Source organism: Grimontia sp. AD028, assembly GCF_000973155.1.
In the GTDB taxonomy this organism is placed as follows: Bacteria; Pseudomonadota; Gammaproteobacteria; order Enterobacterales; family Vibrionaceae; genus Enterovibrio; species Enterovibrio indicus.
On record NZ_LASY01000114.1, the window covers coordinates 1 to 21,608 of the forward strand.

Annotated in this window: 15 protein-coding genes; 10 read left to right on the forward strand and 5 right to left on the reverse strand. The window is 42.8% G+C overall.

Annotation, left to right across the window (positions count from 1 at the left end; all coding sequences use genetic code 11):
- The first annotated feature begins 148 nt into the window (after positions 1-148).
- The 4 genes from RN22_RS20640 to xerC are packed head-to-tail and all read left to right on the forward strand — an operon-like array spanning position 149 to position 6,802.
- Positions 149-2,491 (forward strand): hypothetical protein, encoded by a 2,343-nt coding sequence (locus tag RN22_RS20640; RefSeq protein WP_046307283.1) that lies wholly within the window; start codon positions 149-151, stop codon positions 2,489-2,491.
- Positions 2,485-4,896: an integrase gene (locus RN22_RS20645; protein ID WP_046307284.1), complete on the forward strand. Its 2,412-nt coding sequence runs from the start codon at positions 2,485-2,487 to the stop codon at positions 4,894-4,896. Before RN22_RS20640 ends, RN22_RS20645 begins: the two co-directional genes overlap by 7 nt.
- 11 nt (positions 4,897-4,907) lie before the next feature.
- Positions 4,908-5,438 (forward strand): hypothetical protein, encoded by a 531-nt coding sequence (locus RN22_RS20650; protein WP_046307285.1) that lies wholly within the window; start codon positions 4,908-4,910, stop codon positions 5,436-5,438.
- A complete protein-coding gene (xerC, locus tag RN22_RS20655; protein WP_046307286.1) occupies positions 5,438-6,802 on the forward strand; it encodes a tyrosine recombinase XerC in 1,365 nt (454 codons plus the stop codon). The genes RN22_RS20650 and xerC overlap by 1 nt, the downstream gene beginning before the upstream one ends.
- Before the next feature lie 498 nt (positions 6,803-7,300).
- Here the strand turns inward: xerC and RN22_RS20660 are convergent, their stop codons facing one another.
- The 5 genes from RN22_RS20660 to RN22_RS20680 all read right to left on the reverse strand — a co-directional run bounded on the left by RN22_RS20660 (position 7,301) and on the right by RN22_RS20680 (position 14,715).
- A complete protein-coding gene (locus tag RN22_RS20660) occupies positions 7,301-8,452 on the reverse strand; it encodes a restriction endonuclease subunit S (RefSeq protein ID WP_046307288.1) in 1,152 nt (383 codons plus the stop codon).
- 2 nt (positions 8,453-8,454) lie between these two features.
- Positions 8,455-9,933: an N-6 DNA methylase gene (locus RN22_RS20665; protein ID WP_046307289.1), complete on the reverse strand. Its 1,479-nt coding sequence runs from the start codon at positions 9,931-9,933 to the stop codon at positions 8,455-8,457.
- Between the two features lie 3 nt (positions 9,934-9,936).
- The gene (locus RN22_RS20670) at positions 9,937-11,700 is read right to left on the reverse strand and encodes an AAA family ATPase (protein ID WP_046307292.1); all 1,764 of its coding nucleotides are present in this window, start codon (positions 11,698-11,700) and stop codon (positions 9,937-9,939) included.
- A gap of 1 nt (position 11,701) precedes the next feature.
- The gene (hsdR, locus tag RN22_RS20675; protein ID WP_046307294.1) at positions 11,702-14,017 is read right to left on the reverse strand and encodes an EcoAI/FtnUII family type I restriction enzme subunit R; all 2,316 of its coding nucleotides are present in this window, start codon (positions 14,015-14,017) and stop codon (positions 11,702-11,704) included.
- 491 nt (positions 14,018-14,508) lie between these two features.
- Positions 14,509-14,715 carry a helix-turn-helix domain-containing protein gene (locus tag RN22_RS20680; protein WP_046307296.1) on the reverse strand — a complete coding sequence of 69 codons (207 nt, stop codon included), beginning with the start codon at positions 14,713-14,715 and terminating at the stop codon, positions 14,509-14,511.
- Positions 14,716-14,820: 105 nt separating this feature from the next.
- Here RN22_RS20680 and RN22_RS20685 point away from each other — a divergent pair, with 105 nt between their 5' ends.
- The 6 genes from RN22_RS20685 (at position 14,821) to ppl (ending at position 21,062) form a co-directional block, all read left to right on the forward strand.
- Positions 14,821-15,339: a hypothetical protein gene (locus RN22_RS20685; protein WP_046307299.1), complete on the forward strand. Its 519-nt coding sequence runs from the start codon at positions 14,821-14,823 to the stop codon at positions 15,337-15,339.
- Positions 15,336-16,724 carry a DEAD/DEAH box helicase gene (locus RN22_RS20690; RefSeq protein WP_046307302.1) on the forward strand — a complete coding sequence of 463 codons (1,389 nt, stop codon included), beginning with the start codon at positions 15,336-15,338 and terminating at the stop codon, positions 16,722-16,724. The genes RN22_RS20685 and RN22_RS20690 overlap by 4 nt, the downstream gene beginning before the upstream one ends.
- A 44-nt stretch (positions 16,725-16,768) precedes the next feature.
- A complete protein-coding gene (locus RN22_RS25200; protein ID WP_231590944.1) occupies positions 16,769-16,927 on the forward strand; it encodes a hypothetical protein in 159 nt (52 codons plus the stop codon).
- Between the two features lie 260 nt (positions 16,928-17,187).
- Positions 17,188-18,060, forward strand: a complete 873-nt coding sequence (locus RN22_RS20695; RefSeq protein WP_052737578.1) for an endonuclease/exonuclease/phosphatase family protein — start codon at positions 17,188-17,190, stop codon at positions 18,058-18,060.
- Between the two features lie 60 nt (positions 18,061-18,120).
- On the forward strand, positions 18,121-18,330 hold the full coding sequence (locus RN22_RS20700) for a hypothetical protein (RefSeq protein WP_046307304.1): 210 nt from the start codon (positions 18,121-18,123) through the stop codon (positions 18,328-18,330).
- A gap of 38 nt (positions 18,331-18,368) precedes the next feature.
- Complete coding sequence (ppl, locus tag RN22_RS20705; protein WP_156168242.1) at positions 18,369-21,062, forward strand: anti-phage protein Ppl; 2,694 nt, start codon at positions 18,369-18,371, stop codon at positions 21,060-21,062.
- Positions 21,063-21,608: the final 546 nt, after the last annotated feature.

The following is a 21,608-nucleotide window of genomic DNA, read 5'->3' on the forward strand; positions in this document are numbered from 1 at the left end:
GTAATCCTAATAACTAAAAACCATCAAAATCATATTAAATCTTTGAATATTAATACATTGAATGCTTTTTAGTGCACTTTATTTACTTTGACAACAATCACTCTGACAACTAGTGTATCTATTAGTTGTCAATTTATGAGGTTTGGTTGTGAATGTAAAAATACTAAATGAGCTTTCTTTATTAAAAACTGCACTGTCAGTCGAATACTCTAACTACCTAGCGCTTGCTGCTGAATCCTCAGTCTCCCCAAAGCTTATACAACCAACATTGAATCTTTATGCAGCTTTCTGCTACTTGGTTAAACAAGGTAACTACAGTGCATTGGAAATACTGAATGATTCAAGCTCACTTAATGCACACTTCCAGTCGCTCATTGGCTTTGTTTATAACTATGATGATATCGCCATCAAGCGCAGTTATGCCTTTTGTAATCAAATCAAAGCCCTCTTCCGTTACATTGCGCAAGATAAACATTTAACTCTTGATGAAGTAAAGCTTTCGAATTTAAAAATCACAGAAGACGCTTCGACCTGTCTAGCTCAGTTCAGAGAGCTTAATATAGATAAATCAAAATCTGACTACCTTGATGGTTGGCAGGTGCTATCAAAAGAAGGCAAGGAACATGAGGCTTATCTGGATACGCTTTATGTTAATTTTGGTGAGGCGTTTACCAACAAGGTTCATCTTGCTCTTAAAAACTATGCTTTTACGCAAAAACCATTATCTCTAACCAAAGCATTACAAGAACTCAAAAAACTTTTTGTGGGTATATCAACTGCTTATACCGACCGAGACGGGCTGGCAATAGAAGCCCTTTTAAGCCGTAACCATGTGCAGTTATTCTTCCACAAGGTGTTTAAAGTGCTATTTGTGCGCTCCCAAGCTGCACAGAAATGCCCAAAGGATTTTCATACTAGGTGGGCAAATACCATTAACTATTATACCGAGTGTTTTATCAACACGGGTATTTTTGCTGAGCCTCACAAACCATTCATCGTTCCTGTCTGGAAAGACCCAAAAGATGGCGCACCCACCTTTTCAATTGGTGGCAATGCTACGCAGCCAGAAAACCTTCGATGGTTTGCTAACATTCCACTCAAAATTAAAGATGAAGAGGCTGTTTCAATTATTCAGCAACGTGTAGACCGAGACATGGCGCATGTCAGGCATGTGTGTCTCTTGAAATTTGAAGAGCTTTTAGAGCGAGAAGATAGAAATAAAGCTTTTCAGAGCACAGGCTTAGTTAAACCATTGAGCAGCACGGAAGGCTATGAAAAATATCGAAACTTTGTCGGTGAAGATAAGTTAGATAATACAGTAGCAACCTTTTATGCGCACGGCATCGCTGCAAAAGACACTAATTATTTATCATTTTTGGGATTTAAAGGAAATGCTAGTCAGCTCAACACAGAGTTAAATTTACCAAACGGCTCAACACTGAACGTTCTTTTGACGCTTCTTGTGATGGAGCATCCTCTGATAACACCTTCTTGGTTAGCAAAATGGGACTTATTTGATGTAAATGACAATATGGTGGGTTATAAGCAAGTTGGTAATCAGCACATTGCGGTCAGTTACAAATCACGCAAAGGGTCTACCAATGCGCAGCAAGAAGTAGTGCTCAATGAGTTTTCTAAATCTATAGTTGAGTTCCTGATACAGCATACTCGCATGAGCCGTGAATACCTGAAGCAAAGAGGGAATGTGAATTGGCGAAAGATGATTTTGACTTCAACTACTACCAATGTGATACGTCCAAGCAATCTCAATGCCACTCTTCATTCAGTAAATGATTTTTATAATTGGCTTCAAGATGAAACACTCTTTGATAAGAGCAGCGACATAACCTTGGAAGATGCCCAAGCCATTTCCGATATCCATTCGTTACGTTCCATTAGACGACACCGAGGCTTTCAAATTTATTTGGAAACACGTTCAATGGATGCTGTTGCCGAGGCCCTTGGTCATGAAAAGAAGGATGCAAACCTACTGACATCTTACCTTCCTAAGCCGTTAATGGACTTCTTTAATGCACGTTGGATACGTCAGTTCCAGAACGCTATTTTACTTGAAGCCATGAAAGATTCAGTGCATCGACTTGATGCTGTGAACATGAGCGCTCAAGACATTGAGGAGTTCTTGAGTAATCACGGCATAAGCAACATTCCAGAGCACTTCGATCATGGTTTTACTCAGCAGACGACTGCTGACAGTGAAGTTTCAGAATCGTTAGGGTTTAACCAGTTAACATACACTATATCGACATCACTTTTGCAGTTGTTGATGGCGATACGCTTTGTTGTTGAGAGTAGCGATGATGAGGAATCTTTTTTAGATATTGTTGCTCACTGGTATCAATCAGCGGTGTTTGTTTTAGATACCCTGAGTTCAGGCAAGCATAGTGCGGATGATGATTTGATGGAAATGCTTGATATTGCAACCAATAACACACTAGATACTAACTCGATTAAGGGGGCGCTGCTATGTTAAGTGTTGCTATCGACAATTCCTCTATTGCTGACCTCATTGAAAACATCGTGGAAGACCATTCAGTTCTAAATGGTTTAAGTGCTGAGACTCTTGAAGATATTATCAATTTTTCAGTAGCAAATGATGACTATCGAGCATTAGATATTATCACGAATATCCATACTGGCATCTACGGTTACGATGACCGACAGCCCGAATGGTTAGAATCCAGCTTTTCTGAAAACAAGTGGGTACTAACATTTGGCAAAAAGCCAAAAACGATACATTGGGACACGGTTTACTTAGATGACGGCAAGAAACTCACCGATGCAAAGCATCAAAAGCTGTTAAACAGCTTTAAATACTGGATTACGGCAGCAGATAATCCACTTGAAAACGGTGGGAAGATTATCAGTCCAATAACGGCTTATCACAAAGTTAGCAAAGTTATCGCTCTCATCAATGCGGTCTTACTACATTCGAAAGAGTTGAAGCTAGCAAAATATCACCTTCTGAATGTGAATGATGACTTTTGGTTGAACATCATGACGAAATACGCCGAGCACGGAAATTTTCAAGGTGTGTATGAAATTGATAAACATACCAAGGTATTACTTAATAACGCTTCTCAAAGCATTTCTGATACGGACGCACAAACATTTAAAGAAAACTTCCCCTACGTTACAAAAGACATTGCGCAAGATGAAAGTTTCTTATTTCTAGCAGAGAGAGAGAAGGCGTGTGCTTGGCTTTTTGAGCAAAGTTATTATCACTCTGGAAAATGCATAAAATACACTGGCAGCGGTGCTGTGCTGAGTGAGTTGTTGTTTAAAGGTAAGATGCTTTACCACGACATCAATATTCCCAACTACGCAGAACTTCACCTCAAAGCGCCAAGGCGAAACTCAGAGTATCGAGCGGTTGAGAATAAAGACACCTCAACAGGCACTAATCAACGGACTATCTCGACCTACATTGAAGCAATTCGATTGATTCATACCAACCTTGAGCGTGAAGATGCGGCAAGCCCTTCAATCTTGTCCGAGCGTGTCAGCTCAGGTCACATTAGCCAGTTAGTTAGCTTAAAAAAAGCAGGACGCACCCGCACCTTGCCGCCTACCTTTGTGTTTAATTTAATTCGTCAGTGCTATGAGTTTGCCAAAGAGCATCTACCTATAGAGGAAGGCGTTGTTACTTTACTGGATGAAACATTAACACTGCTATCTAAAGCAAGAAGTAAATCTGCGGCAAAAAACTCCAACACACTCCGCCCCCAACAATGCGCTCTAGCTTGGAATGAAGAGTTGCATCGCGAGATGTCTGGTACGGAGCGAGGCTACTGGTTTCAAACAGAGGCGATCAATTGCCTGAGTAGTGTATACCTAAAAAAAGGGATAAAGCAGGTTCAAGGTTTTAGAGACAGTGTCGAAAATCGCTTTGAGCGGATTCGAGCTAATGAGAGCTTGTTTGATTTGTTCTCTGTACTGCAAGGCGCAATACAAGTCTTAGTGGGTGCAATCATGGCTCGAAGACAAGATGAATTAATCAAGTTGAAGTCACATGGCAACCTTTCACCTAATGTAAGTCCCTTTTCAGAAGCGGGTGCAAAAACAGAGTACAACCTGATATTTAAGGTAAAAAAAACTGGCTCAAAAGGGGTGAACGCAACAATAGAAAGACCAATTCCTTTATCTATCGCAAGGTTCATTTGGCAACTGGAGCAATTTAACATCAAAGCGAGTGAGCTAAATCTATGCAAAGGAAAGTTATCTTTGTTTAACAGCCTCAATTCAAATAACTCGCAGTTAAATCAGGTTACTCACAGTACATATAATGCTCACCTTGATGCCTTATGTGATTACTTAGGAACGGACTTGGTGGAATACGACAACGGAGAGTATCGCCGTAATTATGTCCGTCAGCACCAATTGAGACGCTTCTTTGCTATGGCGTTCTTTTGGTCAAAAGGATTTGATGGAATGGATGCTCTGCGCTGGATGCTCGGACATTCAGATATGGAACACTTATACCATTATATCTCTGAGTCGGAAACTGGGGCGGTACTGAACGGAGCTAAAGCCAGTGTAATTGTTCGTGGTGTGGTCGATTCCACCTCTGAACTTGCGAAACTAAAAGGAATCGAAGAGGTTCGCAAAATCATTGCAGAACGCCTGACAGGTGATAGTTCAACACCCATCACGATAGAGTCAGTGAGTGAAGCCGCAGAAGATTACGATGATGAGTCTTATCTAACCGTCCCTCATATAAGCCAACTTCAAAAAGAGCAGGACATCGAAACAGAGGTTATTCAGCTTTTAGAGGAAGGTCGAATCACGCTTGAGCCAGAGTTCTTCACCATCGAAGATGGTGATGGAAATACAACTCAAACCTTTAATCTAATTTTAAAAATCAAAGACCTTGATTGAGGATTGGGACAATGAAAGTTTTAGAGAAAAACCAAACGAAAATCCTTGAAACAGAAAAGCTGTTGAAGGAGATCATCACAGCCCCAACTGAGTTTAAAAATGATGAAGAACTATTAAAGGCGCTCAAGTCTCAATCTGGTATCGCTAGATATCAGAATCAAGAGCGTAATATCACGCCGTGCTCGCTAAACACAGTAAAAAGCATTTCAGAAGCACTTCTAGAGAGAGGCTTCTTATCATTAGATGAGCTTCGTATTAATGCAAAACTGGCGGTAGAGGCTGTACATCACAATGAGAAAGCTTCTAAAGGCAACAAACAAACTGTAGTAGGTTTAAATCACAAAGTCTCTGAGCTTGAATTAGAGTTAGATGCAACACAGCGCTCTAATTCTTTACTGACCGCTATGGTTTCAGAGCTGCGTTCTAGACTAAAGCAACTAGCGAATCATGAAGGAACAGTAGAAGAACGGCAGGAGCTTTATCGAGTTCACAATAGGAAGATTGAAGCGCAGATGAATTTCACTTTGAATGGAGAGCTATGATGGCGGTTCGTAAGCTTAAAAACTTTGAGCAATGGAGTCATCTTGGGTTTGATGGGAAGCTTGTCTTTCGTAAGCCACTGGATATTCCTTTCGTAACCTACAGTAATCATACTCCTTGCTATGAAGCCAATGCCTACATCCATAGTTTGATGGTGAGAAACTTAAAAAGTGACACCATTCGAGGATATGCCCACGATATCATCCACTTGGTTCACTTTATTGAAAAACAGCCATTATTGAGCCAATTTAGTCAACTTACTGATGCAACATTCACTCTTTTCGTTCAATCACTACAGGCGGAGAGAACACCACTTGGCGAGCTACAACGTAAGAATAACTCCGTTATAAAGATTGCGCATACCTGTTTGGATTTTTTGCAGTTTATCCAAGAGTTTCATGATTTGAGTGCTTTCATTGGCAAAGATAAAGGTAACTCAATTCAGATACTTGAGAAGCATTACAAACGCAAACAGGAAGGCTATAAAGGTTATATTGAAGGTGTCAAAGTCACCCATGCAGCCGTGCCAACAAAAGATGAAATCAAGAAACGCCACCCTGTTTCAGAAGATGATGCCTTGCGAGTGTGGGAGCATATAAAGACCCAGAAAAACAAAGACAAACGCAGAAGAGACATGGCGTTATATACTGCAATGGAGCAGTTGGGTGGTCGAGTGTCGGAGCTTCACTTGATTAAAATTACCGATTACGAGGAAGCTAGACGCACAGGTATGCTCACTCTTACCACTTTAAAACGTAAAGACGACAATGCCACTCGAAAGATACCTGTCCCACATTTGTTATTATCAGTGATTGCGGATTACATCAAAGTTCGCAAGAAAGTCATGAGGAAGAAAAAAGTCCAACATGACTACCTGTTTATCAGCTTAAAAACAGGTCTACGCCTATCTGCCGATTCATGGACAACGTACATGAACTCATGGAAAAAAGAGCTTGGTATCGAGGGAGAATTGCACCCGCACTTGTGGAGACACGCATTCATTACAGACAAGCTTAAGGAACTGATTCTTGCCACTAAAGAAGTGAATGACAAAGATGATTTCCGAAAGCATCTGCTTCATACACAAACGTTTAAAATGCAGTTACAACAATGGACTGGTCATACAATACTTAGCTCTTTGGATACTTATATTGACCTCGCATTTGCAGATATTCACGGCTACACAGAGGTTTATAATGCTGTTTCTCTAAAGTCGAGTGTTGAGCTTGCTAAACGTCAGATTGAGCTGTTAGAAGAACAGATAGCAAGGAAGGAGTTGACGCCTACCGCAGCGTTGTGTGAGATAAAGGAGCTATTGGGAGCTTTCCAATCCGATATAGATAAAAGCATTGTATCGTCACAGTAAGGTTCATCACACATCACCAATCGGTCACATCACCAATCGGTCGCGTAACACGCCTTTGGACATTTATTGGTTAGAGTAAAAAACTACTAAAGATCCACGTAATACCATTAATTTGAATTAATACTCGCTTAATGTAAATAAACAGCAGGCAACCGAAGGGGACGAGCTTGAGAACCTGAAATCATCATTAATTCGAGATGTCAAAGGGCCTGCGATCTCTAGAAAAGCCACAGCAAAAAAGAGGTCTGTGGCCGATCTGATTTGCGCATGCAAAAGAAGTTTGTATGGCAGTCAACACTGGCTTTGAATCAGCGGAGAGCTTTTCCTCTCTAGCGCCCTTTCTGTTAGCTGGTTGATTAATGGAAGTTCAGCACAAAAACTCGCCCCAGCACCTAACAGAACCGTTTTTGAGTGTGAAAGCAATTCTTCGACTTTGTTAATTGCTGCCCTGAACTCTTTTTGTTAAAAAATTGTGGTATCAAATGCCATACTCCCTCCTTAGAGCTCACCTTTAAAGGCGGAGTCGAGAATTGAACTTTTCAGAGCTTGCAAATCAACCAGTTGGCTTTGAATTTCATAATTCGTAACTTCGACTTTTTTTACCAGCAAGTTGACTTGACTAACCACGTCAGTCTGTTCCTCGATGCTTGCAAGAGGGATTTGCATTTGGTCAATGTGTTTGTTGTTAACTTGCGGGATCGTACTTGCGTCGACGAAATTTGCTAAATCTATAGTCCGCATGAAGGCGAAAAGATAATCGTCGGATATTTTAGATTCGTCAGCTTTTAATCCCATGATGTTGCTGTCATATGACGCATTCTCAAGCAGCATTCTCTTTTTATTGGTTAGGATTGCCCCACCTCTTTTGGGAATCAGAGTGCTGCCCTTAGGAAATAGCTTTATTTTGTGTTCTTTGGCAACGGTTTCATTAAATGTTATCTCTGGCTCAACCATAGTTTCATGATGGTTGTTCATTTGTGCCACTTTGAAAAATGGAATGTCACCATCGCTGAAACCGTTTTTAAAAAGTTTCGGTAACGCAATGCCACTATTAATTTTTACGACAGATGATAGGGGTACGACCTCGTAACGATCTTTTAGGCTCTCGAATATTTCTGACAGCCCGTTTTTTGATAGCGCATCAGCCAGTGTGAGGCTTTCTTGCAAATGCTCGATGGCGGTGTCAATACGGGTGAGCAGCGCATCGAGTTTTTCGACGATACGTTTTTGTTCATCCAATGGTGGGTAAGGAATGACTAGATCTTTTATTCCCTTATACGAGATTACTGGCTGAGCTGCCTTGTTTGCAGTTTCCCCAAGGTTTAACGCCGCGAGTACCTTTGCGAGATACTCTTTCAATATATCTATCTTGTATTCTTTAATGAAAAACGCGTTATCCGTAACCCATATATCGTCATTGACCAAGCGAACATTACCGCAAAGCGCGCCAACCCGACCAATAATGATGTTCGAACCACTCAGGTTAAAATCATTGTATTTACCAGCTATTCCATTGCCGCCATATACAGAAAATCTCCCCTCATCATGCATATCTTTTTTCGTGAGGTTCTTCCCGCTAGTGATTGTGAAGATGTCTTCAATACGTTTCCATTCCCACCCATCTGGCAATTTATATAAAACCTGCTCCATGCTTATTTCTCCGCCAACAGATCTTCAATTTCATCTAACAGCCCTGACACCAGTTTTTCTTTGGTGCGGATTTGCTTGAGGATATCGCTGGGTGCTAAATGCTCGGCATCTTTCTGTTTGGCTGGGTTTTTGGCGGATAAGTCGTAATCTTCAGCTAATTTGCTGGCTGAAACTGCCCAGGAACGTTCGGTGGTATCGCGGCTGCTATACAGCTCAACAAACTCTTTTAAGTGTTCGTCGGTGATTGGTTTGTTTTTGGTGAGTTTTTGCTCCGGCTCACATTCGTAGTACCACACATCTCTGGTGCCACCGCTGCGCTCAAAAAACAGCACATTGGTTTTAACGCCTGAATATGGCAAAAATACCCCGGCAGGCAGGCTTAAAATGGTGTGCAGGTTAAAGTTTTCTAGCAGTTCTTGTTTTACTTGCTTGAAAGCGCTGTTGGTTTGGAACAACACACCTTCTGGCACTACGATGGCTGCTTTACCGCCACTTTTTAGAGTTTTCATAAAGTGCTGCATAAACAGCAATTCGGTGGCATTCGCTTTAATGGGAAAGTTCTGTTGGATCTGATCTTTTTCTTTCCCGCCAAACGGTGGATTAGCCAGAATAATGTCGTAACGGTCTTTTTCCTGAATATCACGAATATTCTGGGTCAGCGTATTACCCCTGAACAGGTTTGGGGATTCGATGCCATGTAAAATCATGTTCATCATACCCATCACGTACGCCAGCGAGGTTTTCTCGTAACCGAAGAAGGTGTCGCGTTGAATAAAATCCCACTGCTCGGTAGAGAGTTGGTTCTTTTTGCTCTTTAGATGCTCAAAGGCTTCCACTAAAAATCCGCACGAGCCAGCCGCTGCATCGTAAATGGTTTGCCCGGCTTGCGGGTCAATGGCCTTAATCATGGCGCGTACTACTGGGCGCGGAGTATAGAACTCGCCCGCATAGCCCCCGGCATCTCCCATGTTTTGCAATAAGCCTTCGTAGACTAACGACAACTCGAACATTTCATCGCTGGATTGGAAGTTCAGTGTGTCGATAATATCCAGCACTTCACGCAAGGTATGGCCAGAGGCGACCTTGTTGTCTAAATACTGGAAGATGGCACCAATTTTATAGGCGAAGGATTTAGGGTCGGAACCCGTAACGGTGGCGTTGGCAAAGCTTTTTAAGTAAGGGAATAACTCGTTATTCACATAATCGGTTAAGTCATCGCCCGTGCGAACTTTGTTGATATCTAGCTTGCCCTCAGCATTTTTCGGGCAAGCCCAATTTGACCAGCGGTGTTCGTCATCCAACAAAGGTTGGTAGTCTTTACCAGACAGTACCGCTTCATCTTCTTTTTCAGACTCGTAATCATCCAAAAACTTTAAGAACAACACCCAAGAGGTTTGCTCGGTATAGTGCATAGCACCACTAATGCCATCGTCGCGGCGCAGTATGTCGGTAATTCGGTCGATCTTTTGTTGTAATGACATGGCTTATAGTTTTCCGATAATAAAATTGTACATATTGGTGATGTCTTCGCTGATTTCTGCGGGCGGAATCAGGTCGATATAGGTTTGGAGTTTTGCAGGGTCTAAGCCTTCGCCATCGGTGTTAATCAGCGGGTTGATAATGTCTTTGACGTTCATCCTACGAATATCGTCGTTATCACCAGGATTATTGGACTGAAGGTGATTGCGCTGCGCAATATCACCATTGTTTATTTGGCCAAGCAGATTGTGGTGCGCCAATGCGGTGTATGAGAGCAAATAGTTTTTGATTTCACGGCGTTTCCAAGCCAATAGATATGGCGATACGTTGGTGCCACGAGGCCATTGAATGGCATTTAGCAACTCACGGTACACTTGTCCGTTCACTTGAACTCCATTGGCAGCATTCCAGTCCAATGCCGCCTCGTCTCGATCACAAATTAGGAAAATCTGTGTTGTTACAAGTGGTGATTCAATCTTGCTTAAGCCATGTAACCAATCTATTTTCCCCTTGCCAAAGGTTTCGTTAGCAGTAGCGTAGCTGGACGACTTTTTCATGGCATGCACAGTGGCTAGACGGTTTATATCTAGCCCTGCACGTGCCGCAAGCTTGGTAAAAATAATCCAATCGTTGTAGTCATCTAATAAGGCGATGTTAGGCAGCTTGCCACACACCTCAAATTCAACGGATTTGGCACGAGAAAGTACACTGAGTCGGCTGATTAGTTGCTTGATCTTGTTGTCTTCGTTAATTCGGCCGTGCTCCACCACTTTCAGATGTTCTATGCGGTTTTCATTTGCAGAAATAGAATCCAACAGGTGTGTAGTAGTAATCGCATGGCCTTGTATGCTGTGTAATAGAGACCATAGTTTCTCTACGTTTTTGTAGTGCAGGTGCGAATCTGCTTCATCAAACAGGAATAAAGTATTCGGCGCATCAAAAAGGTCTATCAACGCGTATAGAAAGAGCAGTTGGTATTCACCATCGCTTAAATCATCTAACTCAATGTTGCCCAAAAGCTTTAACTTGAAGCTTCTTTTGTTAATGAAGTTGCCATTGACAGCTTGTGTTAAAAAACTGATTGATGGGTCGTCACCAAAATCAACTTCATCCAAGTCTTCATCTGGATTAATCCTAGCGAACTTTACCGAGAGTAAATCGTAAGATGATAATTCGATTGTCTTGGTGGAAAGTTTCTCTTCAAACAAATACTCACGGTCTATCAGTTCTTCTACAAAACTTTCTAACGAGCGGTAGAAAGGTGTTTGTCTTAGAGTGCCTTTTTCTCCCACTTCTTCTTTTTTTAATGCATCTTGAACACGCTGTGCATAGCGTTTATCTACACGAAAAGAGAATGACAACTTACTTGATATATCGTCTCTGTTGATATCCTGACTCTCTTTTGCGTACCCTTTTTCAAGTAAAAATGTTCTGGTTTTGCCGTCTCGAACCAGAGCTGTAGCTAAAAAGACCAATAGTTTTGACCAAGTTTTATCGTAGTAAAACGAAGATAAAACCATCGACTTTCCACGACGCCTGATTTTCTTGACATGTTCATTAAAGTGCTTTGAGAAAGACTCATTTTGCCCGGATGAAAAGCATACCGTTCTCAAATGTGCATGATCGCCACCATTAAGTCCCTCGCTAAAAATTGACTGCAAAATAGTGGATTTACCGCTGCCATTTTCGCCAATCAAAGTAGCTACTTTGTTGATATGTAAGGTTTGTGGCTGATCGTGTAGCGGGTTAGGTGCTAGTGTTAATTGCATTTTAGTTCACATGGTATAGCTGTTGCTGTAATTGTTTAAAAGCAGCCAGTAAATAGGCTGGCTTTCCACCGAATGCTGTTGAGGCGTCTTTCACTGTACCTAAGCCTGATAGCTCGATGAGAGCAGGCAAGCGCTCGCGTGATAACTCTGAGCTGCCAGTTTGCTCATAACGATTGAGCACAAAGTGCAAAAACTGCTGTGCCTTTTCTTGTTGGTACTGATTAAAGAAAGTGCTGTTAGTGCGTACTTGATCGGCACGAGCTTTACGGGTTGCCATTGGCTGTTCAAAGGCTAAAAAAGCCAGCAGATCGAAGATATCGCACTCTTCTGCTTCAAACATGCGTCGCAGAGTAGCGAGCTGTTCTTTATCAAAACCTGCTTGTACAAGTTTACTGAGCAAGGTTTCGCGCTCATCTGGGTCTGACCATATCCGCCGCAATTCCTCAACTGATTTAAACAACCCTGGTAATTGGGTGATCAAACGCTCAACAAATTCTTGCACAGTGAGAGGTTTGCCGTTTTCATCGATATAACGAGTTTCAACGTCAATGACCTTCAGTTCTCGGTGTTTGCCGAGCTTTACTTTCAACCGAGGTTTTGTCTCACCCGGTTCAGGTTCTGGGCCATCTGTTCCTCCGGGTGGTTCTGGTGTGTATGGCGGTGGTTTAGGCTCCCCTGTGCCACCGGGCTCTGGTGCTTCAGGCTCGCCATCCCAATCTTTGTCATAAAACTTATTGGTTGCACCACGAAAATCGACAATCGTGAAATAGTCTTTGCCATCAAAAACGCGGGTGCCGCGACCGACAATTTGTTTAAATTCCACCATTGAGCCGACGGTTCTATCCAGCACTACGTTACGTACATTACGGGCATCTACCCCCGTGGTTAACATTTGCGATGAGGTAATAATGGTGGGGATATCTTTGTCATTATCTTGGAATTTTTCCAGCAGCTCGTGGCCAACTTTACCTTCATCACTGGTTACACGTACACAGTAATGCGGATCTTTCAGCTTTTTGTGTTTATTGATCATGTCACGCATGGTCAGTGCATGATTTTGGTTTTCGCAAAAGACGATGGTTTTTTCAAGTGGATTGATATTGTCTAAAATGGCTTTTGCGACCAGTTCGGTACGTTCATCAACAATGATCTTCTTGTCGTAATCTTCTACCTGATAGACGTCTTGCCCTGATTCGCCTTCGATCACTTGGTCATCTTTGGTCAGCACGAGCTCGTCTAAGTTGGTACGTACTCGCTTAACACGATATGGCGTTAAAAAGCCATCGTTGATGCCGTCTTTTAATGAGTATTCAAATGCGGGGGTTCCAAAGTAATCATAGGTATCCACATTAGCTTCACGTTTTGGTGTGGCTGTTAAACCTACATGCACAGCACTGCCAAAATGATCGAGTATGGCTCGCCAAGAGCCTGTCTCATTAGCGCTGCCACGGTGACATTCGTCAATCATTACAAGGTCAAAGAAATCACTTGGATACGCTTTGTAGTAGCCTTCAATATTTTCACGCTCAGCAATGGCTTGGTAGATAGCAAAAAAGATATGCGCATTAGTTGGCACGACTCCACCCCGCTTGCGTACCTCCTCACCGTTTATTTTGATGAGATCTTTTTCGTATGGATTGAAAGTGTTAATGGCTTGATCGGCCAAAATATTGCGATCGGCTAAAAACAAAATTCTAGGCCTACGTGTACCCGGAGATTCTTTGTTCCAACGGGACTGAAACAGTTTATGGACGATTTGAAAGGCAATAAAGGTTTTACCTGTGCCAGTCGCCAGCGTTAATAGCACTCGTGGCTTACCTTTACCAATGGCATCCGTGGCGGCATGGACCGCTAATTCTTGGTAATAACGTGGCTGCATTGCGCCTTCTAAATGAAAGGGCACATTACGAAGCTGCTGGCCTAGGTCCGAGTTAACACCCGCGTAGCGGTTTTCAAGTTCTTGTGGTGTTGGGTAAAACTCGATGTAGTCGCCTTTACCCGTTTCTAAATCGAACTCATAGGTTTGTTTGCCGTTGCTTGAATAGACAAAACGAACGAGTAGCTTCTTAGCATAGTCTATGGCTTGTTGAAGGCCTTTGGTTGGATGCTCAGATTCTTTTTTTGCTTCAACAACTGCAAGGTAGCGATTGTCCTTGTGAAGCAGATAATCGACGAAGCAACGACGGCCACGCACACCGTCAGCAAGTTTACGGCCATCTGTAAAGTAATGTTCCCGAATAATGTTGCCCGGTTGCCAGTACGCGGCTTTTAATGCTGGGTCGATGTAGTTTGCTCTGGTATCTGCTTCTGACGACATATATCGACTACTCTCTCAACTCTCTAGTTTAAACCACCAGTTGGCTTACTAACCAAATTGTGGCTTTATCAGTGGCTGTTTTTTAGCCACGATAAAATTTGCCTTACGAACTTTGTGGCTGATATTACACTAGTGAAAATATGCTAACTAGAAAAGAAGACACCAGAATGAGAAGTGAATATTTATATGAAATAATCGGAGGCAATGATGAGGAGTTAGATCTTATAATCTAAACAACTTTGGGGCAGAAGTAATTCATGAAACAGGTTGTTTCGCAATTGTGCAAGAACGTCTTGCAAAATTGGATACTAGAGCATTGTCTTAATTCGGCCTTGTCTATGCGGCTGGCTAGAACTAGCTCAGGTCGTCACGCCTTTTCCGGAACGGTTTTAATAAACTTGGCTCGCCCATGAGTACCTTGATTACTTATTCCTCTGTTATCAGGTAACTCTTTTGTGAGGTGACTGGATAACTCCCACAATGGTTATGGTTTAAGGAAGGATCTCTCGTATATCACATCCCAATGCCTCTGCAAGCTCGTAGGCTTTCTCTAGCGTTACATTAACTTCTCCACGCTCTATCCGGCCTACATAGCTTCGATCAATGGTAGCTAATAAAGCAAGTTTGTCTTGGGACACGCCCAACGCCTTTCGTTTGTCTTTAAGTTTTTGTCCAAACCGCTTAGCTAAGTGTTTCATTTTTTGTCCTGTTAAAGACAAAAAACTATCCTCAGTTGCGGCCTATAAAACCACGGATTATAATCCGTATTTCTGGCATTTTTGAAGCTGACATCGACAGAAGTTATGACGATTCAAAAGGTGAACATTCAACAAGCGTTTTATGACGTTCTCATGAGGGAGAGCTTTGACAAGTTCACAGCACTTCAACTGAGAGATGCAGTTGGCAAACGTCCAAGTGAAGACAAAGATGAAGCGGAGCTTAGAAAACTCGTTTATCGCACCTTGAATCGACTTACCCATAAAGGACTGCTACTCAAAAAAGAGCCTATAGCGGGAAAAAAACCTCAATACCATAAGACTGAAGCATTCAAAGATGCCCACTGGCATATTCTTGATAAAGTCACCACTGAAGAAGTGACTGATAGCTCAGCCTCTACGAATGATTGGTTGGCCTCAAGGCTGGAGCAATGTGAAAGTGATTTTATTGCCTGCCTGTCAGAGTTCGAAACTTACAAGGACCTTTGTGAACAAGCTCCTTACTTGAACGCCAAGTTACAGGATGTACGCACTCGGACCAGAGAACAAAGCTCCAAACTTCTTGGTGAAATTCGCGCTCTCAAAATAGCCCTTTCCCTATCATGAAATCACTACGCTTATGGCAAAGGGAGTGTTCAGCCAGGGCGCTAAGCTGTTACCGAAACGGCCAAAAGCACTTTCTTTGTCTCGCTACTCCTGGAGCTGGGAAGTCTGTCATGGCTGCGGAAGTGGCAAAAAAACTTTTCGACCAAGACCTGATAGACTTTGTGCTTTGTTTTTCCCCCTCCCGAGAAGTTGCACTTGGGTTGCAAAGAACATTTCAGCGTCGTCTAGAAAACCGCTTTGATGGTTATCTGGGCTCACTCGGTGACTCACTGACCTATCAGGCAATGATCAACCTTGATGATAATTTCTGGGCGCTTCTCCAACATTCCCGAGTATTTGTAGTATTTGATGAAATCCATCATTGCGCAGGGAATGAACTGGCTCGGTCTAATACCTGGGGTGAGGCTATTTTGTCGAATATCCAAAGCCAGGCTGCCTATACGCTGGCTTTAACCGGCACACCGTGGCGGACTGATGCATTACCCGTGACCCTTGGAAAGTACTTAGTACCTGATACCAGCGTCATTTGTGATTACACATACGGTCTACAGCAGGCCATCACTGACAAAGTCTGTCGTTTCCCGAAAGTCGTGCTGATTGACAATGATAAAATTGAATTGAGGAAAGAGAGCGAAACTGAAACGTTCACCAGCCTCCAATCTTACCTCTCTAATGGTAAAGGCTCTTACATGTCCTTTATCCAAGACGAAAACTGTATTTGTTACTTGCTTGAACTGGCGACATCTAAGCTAGAAGAGCTCAGAGTAAATAAGCCAAATGCGGGAGGATTGATAGTGGCATCTTCGGTAAGTCATGCCCTTGGTATTCACCGGATTCTCAAGGAAAAACGCCAAATAGATGCAAAACTGGTGACATACAGACACGAAAACAGCAGTGCAATCATTGATAGTTTCCGCCATTCTTCAGACGATTGGATTATCAGCGTTGGGATGATCAGCGAAGGGACAGACATTCCCAGACTACAAGTATGTTGTCACTTGAGTAGCGTGAAGACGGAAATGTACTTCCGGCAGGTTTTGGGACGTATCATGCGTATCGAAGCCAGTGATACTGAGGAAGCTTGGATGTATACCTTCGCGGAGACAAATCTCTCTATATTTGCCCACCGCATGGACGTTGAAGTCCCCGACTACAAAATTACGGAGACCCACACGGTGGATATTTCTATGTCAAATCCTTCATCTATTCGTACCTCACAAGCCGCTAATGAGCTAGGTTACGTTCATGTCGAGTGGCCTGATAGTCCTGACCGAGAACCTTCCATTAGCGGCAGCAGGCATGTCAGTTCAAATACCGCCTTAGAATCATCTTATTTTGACGTAGTAGGTCAATTTAGAGAGAAAATCATCAGTGCTTTTTCCTAGATTACTGGTGCAGGTAGAGTGACAAGAAGATGGGGAATCTTGAAATGGAATTCGTAACATTAGCATCGGAAAAAGACTGCAAACGAGCTCTAAAAAGAATAGAAGCCTTATTTGATGCAGAACCTGGCACCCCAGAAGGCGATGAGCTTGAGCTGCTAGTTTCTTTGGTAGAGGCGTATGAAGATCTTCATCACCCGATTTGAGCTGGAATAACCTTGGTGTTGAATCGCCAAAAAATCTGCTCCTGAACAGTCATAGATTGGCTTTAAACTACTGCGAAGCATAAAATAGTAAGACTGCATCCTGCCATAGACTTGGTTAGGAACAATTGACCACTATACGTGCAACTAATGTAGCGCTCGCTATCATTGGATGATTTTGCTTCCATAGATTACTTTTGTTCATTATTTATTCAAATAGAACGCTTAACATTTCAAGGGTCATTCATTCACGGAGAGAATTGATGGTCCTTAAAACAAACATCCTACTCGCTGCTGTATTTGCTCTTAGCTCTTTTGGAGCAACCGCAAAAGACGTCAAAGTGGTCACATGGAACATGGAGCACCTCGCTGCAAAAGATGGTGAAGGCTGCTTTCCTAGGGAACAGAGAGACTATGAAGCTCTTGCGAACTTTGCGTCGACCGTAAAAGCTGACATATATGCTGTGCAAGAAGTCGAGAGTGTCGACGCTCTAAAACGCGTCTTTCCGGAAGACAAGTTTGACTATGTCATTTCAGACCGAGCCTCAACATCATACGAATGTGATGACTTCTATCCAGAGAAATCCACTCCTCAACGGGTAGGATTTGCCATCAGAAAAGACATCAACTATATCGACACTAAAGAAGATGACCTCAACGAACTTACGCTAAATGGCAAGCTCAGATATGGGATTGCTATTGAGCTTCCAGACGCCAACTTAAAAATCCTAAATGTTCATCTCAAATCAGGCTGCTGGGGTGACCCCATCAGCAAAGGTTGGAGTTCTTGTAAGAAATTAAGACAACAGCTACCAATACTCAAGGATTGGATAGCAGACAATAGTACTGATAGCGGTGTAATGGTATTAGGAGACTTTAACAGAAGACTTGCTGCACCAGGTGATACAACGGTGCAATACCTCGGCGCTGGAATTTATAACGCTGTGGGGGTAACGCCTGGATGCCATCCAAAGTATCCTGACCTTATAGATCACATTCTGCTGACCCCAAAAGCTACAGACCTCCTCAAGCAGCCTGGCATTGACGTTTACGCTTTCGGTTCTAAAAAGGGAATCGCGCGTGAAGATAAAATGCTATCTGATCATTGCCCTATCTCTGTCACTCTAGAGTATTAACATGGCGATATGCGGGCAGCGTCTGAGAACAATGCCCGCGCACTTTGTCGCGGATGACTTATGACCGAAGAAGAACTTAAGTTAGAAAATCGAAAGCTCGATATCCAGCTACAAATACACCAAGAAAACCAGCGATTTGAGCGCAGACGCATTGAAATTGAGGAACATAAACGGGTTTACCATAACCCCGTATTTATCGCACTCTGTAAGCGTAGATTTGTGTTTCAACGCATTGATGGCAAAAATGACCTCGCATATCATGCGGATTAGATAGTAATAGAGTTGCTTATTCGCATTGGGAGCAGAAGTTGCAAGTTGTTGGTAGCAAATGGTTTAAAGTTGATTTTCATTGTCATTCTCCTGCCTCAGATGACTTTCCTAGGTCTGACAAGACTCCTACCTGTACTTACCGAGAATGGCTCTTGGGTCAAATGTCCAATGAAGTGGACTGCGTGGTATTGAGTGATCACAATACGGGTGCTGGTCTAGATACAATTCGAGCAGAACTAGAAGCGCTCAAAGCTGAGTACGATTCTGGTGAGAGTAATGGGTATCGGGACATTGTTATTATGCCCGCAGTGGAGCTCACAGCAGCGGGCAACGTACATGTTCTTGCTATCTTGCATGACGACGCTACGTCCTCAACCATTAGTGAACTGGTGGGTAGTTGCGGTCTTCCTTCCACCCAAGGCAAGAATCATTCATTGGAGCTGACATATGGTACACGTGGGATTGTTGATGCTATCCATGGCTTTTCTACACCTGCTTTGGCCATTCTGGCGCATGTAGACGAGCATAAAGGAGTTTTCAAGAATTCCAATCAAGGGTCAGTAAGCAGTGTTTTTGATGCAAATCCAGATGCTATAGAGCTAATCGGTGAGGTGGATGCTCTCGAACCTTATCAGAAGAAACTCATCGAGGATCTAGCTTGGGTAAAAGGTTCTGACGCGCATTCTATTGAAGAGATGGGTCAGGGCTACACATGGGTTAAGATGATAAAGCCTTCTTTTGAAGGGTTAAAAGTAGCACTGTCTGATCCTAAGCACTGTATAAAACGCGGACCTAAACAGCCACCTGCGATCCCATCGCAGCAAATCACCAAATTAACTTTAAAGACCAAGATGTGCCAAGACGTCGGTGGTAATCCCATCAACATTGAGCTAAGCCCTTGGTATACCACAATTATAGGGAGCCGTGGTTCGGGTAAGTCAACGTTGATAGAAGCGATGCGCTTGAGTCTCCGTCGTGATGAAAACCTTCCTCAGATACAACAAAGCAATATCGATGCATTCAAAAAGGTGGGGTCGGAAGGGGCTATGTCACCTGACTCATTCATCGAACTTGAGTACCGTAAAGGTCAGGAGAAATACAAGCTGACATGGTCACCGACAAATACTCATTTTCATCACCTCAATAAGGAAAGTGGGCAGTGGGAAGAAGAAGAAACCTTTAATACATCGCGCTTTCCAGTCTCGATTTACTCACAAAAAATGTTGTATGAAATGGCGACTCAACCGAATTCATTTCTACGCGTAATCGATGAAAGTGAAACGGTAAATTATGCAAAGTGGGTACAAGATAAACTCAATCTTGAAACTAAGTATAAGCAGTACTGTTCAGAAGAGCGTGAAGCCCTGCGAGCTATCGAAAACCTAACAATCACTAAAGGCCAACTACAAGACGTTGATCGTAAGCTTCAAACCTTAAAAGAGGCGGGATTAGAGTCACTTCAACAAGCGCTTACCAGCGATAAGGAAGAGTTAGGTAAATCGGAAGACAGTAAGCAGAAGGTCGCCGATTTAATCGAGGGGCTTGAAGGCATTTGCACAGAGAGCAATGCAGCAGAAATTGACGATCCTGAATCTGACTTAGGTAAGTGGCAACTTGAGGTCAATGAAATTCACGACACCTTGAATGCAGCAGTACTCGCGTTAATCGAAGAGTCAAAGGCAAAGTTGGTAAAGTCATCTCAACAAGCTTATCTTCATACGCTCAAGTCCCGAATCGCTGTTAATTCTGCCGAGTTAAACACCAAGGTATCTGAACTAAACAACGCGAAAATTGATCACGAAGAACTGAGTGCTCTTATGGACTCGCAAGCAGAATTGCAACTGGTTCTAAATAACGAGCAAGGTTTGAAAGACGACCTTGCTTTAGCTCAAGCAAGCAAAGCTGAAGCGTACGGGGAACTCGTCACGCATAGGGAGAATCTAACCAAAGTTCGTAATAAGTTCATCGAGGAGCTTGGTTTAACGGAGCTAAAAATCCAGGTGCTTCCTCTGGCATGTTCGAGCGACCGGTTAGTCAAGGGTTACCAGGCGGCCTCAGGAATCGAAAGATTCGATAGCCACATCTTTGATGAAGGCACTCCGAATAGCTTATTATTCGACCTAAACAATTTTAACAAATTCAATCCTAGAAGCGCGGAGCAGCGATATGCTGAGTTGGCAAAACTAAAGCGTTTTCATATCGCTTGTGTCAAAAAGGAAGAGAGTACTGACTATTCCGCGATACATGGTTCACTAAGAACTCGATTGGGGCAGCTGCAGGATGAAAGGTTGGATGACTTACATTGTTGGTTTCCTGACGACGGTCTTCAAATTCAGTTCCAAGATTCGATTGGTCAGTTTCGTCAGCTAGAAAGGGCGTCACCAGGCCAAAAATCTGCGTCTATGTTGTCGTTTTTGATGTCATATGGCGAAGATCCGCTCATCCTAGATCAGCCTGAAGATGACTTGGATTGCGCTATGCTTGCCAGCTCTGTGATTCCTGCGATTTCAAATAATAAGAAACGCAGACAACTAGTAGTCGTAACTCATTCTGCGCCAATTGTGGTGAACGGGGATGCAGAGCTAGTAGTGGGGATGAAACAGCAAGCTCAAAGGTTAGAGCCTCATATCTCTGGAGGACTTCAAGAGGAGACGGTCAAGGAGTTTATATGTTTCCAAATGGAAGGTGGTGAAAAAGCCTTTAGAACTAGATTCAAGCGCATCATAGGTTAGATAAAGCAAACTAAAAAGCTCAGCTAAATGTTGAGCTTTTTAAATCCACAAATCTTTCAGTTAGCATTAGAAAATTTATCGAATAATTTTGAAGTGAGACTGCTCGGAGTTGCCTTGTCTAAAGCGAAAAGGGGCAGAAATGTGCCGATGTCTGAGGTCAAACTAGCGAGCCAATGTACAGATCGAGATAGGTTTTGGGTATGGAATTTGGGTTGGTCGCTCAACTACAGGCACATCTTGCTCCGCAAGATCACGGAATAAAATGTGGACAACGCTCCGCGTTGACACACAGTTTATTTCCGCTTGTACCCGTAGTCACTCCCAAGAGCAATAATAATTTTTTTATAAATATTGAATATCCATTCAATGGGGCAAGTGGGCAAAAAGGTTGGATTAAATGGATGACATAGATGGTTGCTCGACTAAAAACTAAGTTGCATTGCTATCGTTCCGCTTACATCTGAAGCGATGCGCTCCACTAACACTGGCAATATTACAAGTCTCTAATTGACAATATTTCTTAATCAAAATCGATATTAGGAAAAT

Excerpts from the sequence above, each read along its gene's own strand:
- RN22_RS20680 (WP_046307296.1), bottom strand. The coding sequence starts at position 14,715 with ATGAAACACTTAGCTAAGCGGTTTGGACAAAAACTTAAAGACAAACGA.
- xerC (WP_046307286.1), top strand. The coding sequence starts at position 5,438 with ATGGCGGTTCGTAAGCTTAAAAACTTTGAGCAATGGAGTCATCTTGGG.
- RN22_RS20645 (WP_046307284.1), top strand. The coding sequence starts at position 2,485 with ATGTTAAGTGTTGCTATCGACAATTCCTCTATTGCTGACCTCATTGAA.
- RN22_RS20700 (WP_046307304.1), top strand. The coding sequence starts at position 18,121 with ATGACCGAAGAAGAACTTAAGTTAGAAAATCGAAAGCTCGATATCCAG.
- RN22_RS20660 (WP_046307288.1), bottom strand. The coding sequence starts at position 8,452 with ATGGAGCAGGTTTTATATAAATTGCCAGATGGGTGGGAATGGAAACGT.
- RN22_RS20665 (WP_046307289.1), bottom strand. The coding sequence starts at position 9,933 with ATGTCATTACAACAAAAGATCGACCGAATTACCGACATACTGCGCCGC.
- RN22_RS20685 (WP_046307299.1), top strand. The coding sequence starts at position 14,821 with ATGACGATTCAAAAGGTGAACATTCAACAAGCGTTTTATGACGTTCTC.
- RN22_RS20695 (WP_052737578.1), top strand. The coding sequence starts at position 17,188 with ATGGTCCTTAAAACAAACATCCTACTCGCTGCTGTATTTGCTCTTAGC.
- RN22_RS20690 (WP_046307302.1), top strand. The coding sequence starts at position 15,336 with ATGAAATCACTACGCTTATGGCAAAGGGAGTGTTCAGCCAGGGCGCTA.
- RN22_RS20650 (WP_046307285.1), top strand. The coding sequence starts at position 4,908 with ATGAAAGTTTTAGAGAAAAACCAAACGAAAATCCTTGAAACAGAAAAG.
- hsdR (WP_046307294.1), bottom strand. The coding sequence starts at position 14,017 with ATGTCGTCAGAAGCAGATACCAGAGCAAACTACATCGACCCAGCATTA.
- RN22_RS25200 (WP_231590944.1), top strand. The coding sequence starts at position 16,769 with ATGGAATTCGTAACATTAGCATCGGAAAAAGACTGCAAACGAGCTCTA.
- RN22_RS20670 (WP_046307292.1), bottom strand. The coding sequence starts at position 11,700 with ATGCAATTAACACTAGCACCTAACCCGCTACACGATCAGCCACAAACC.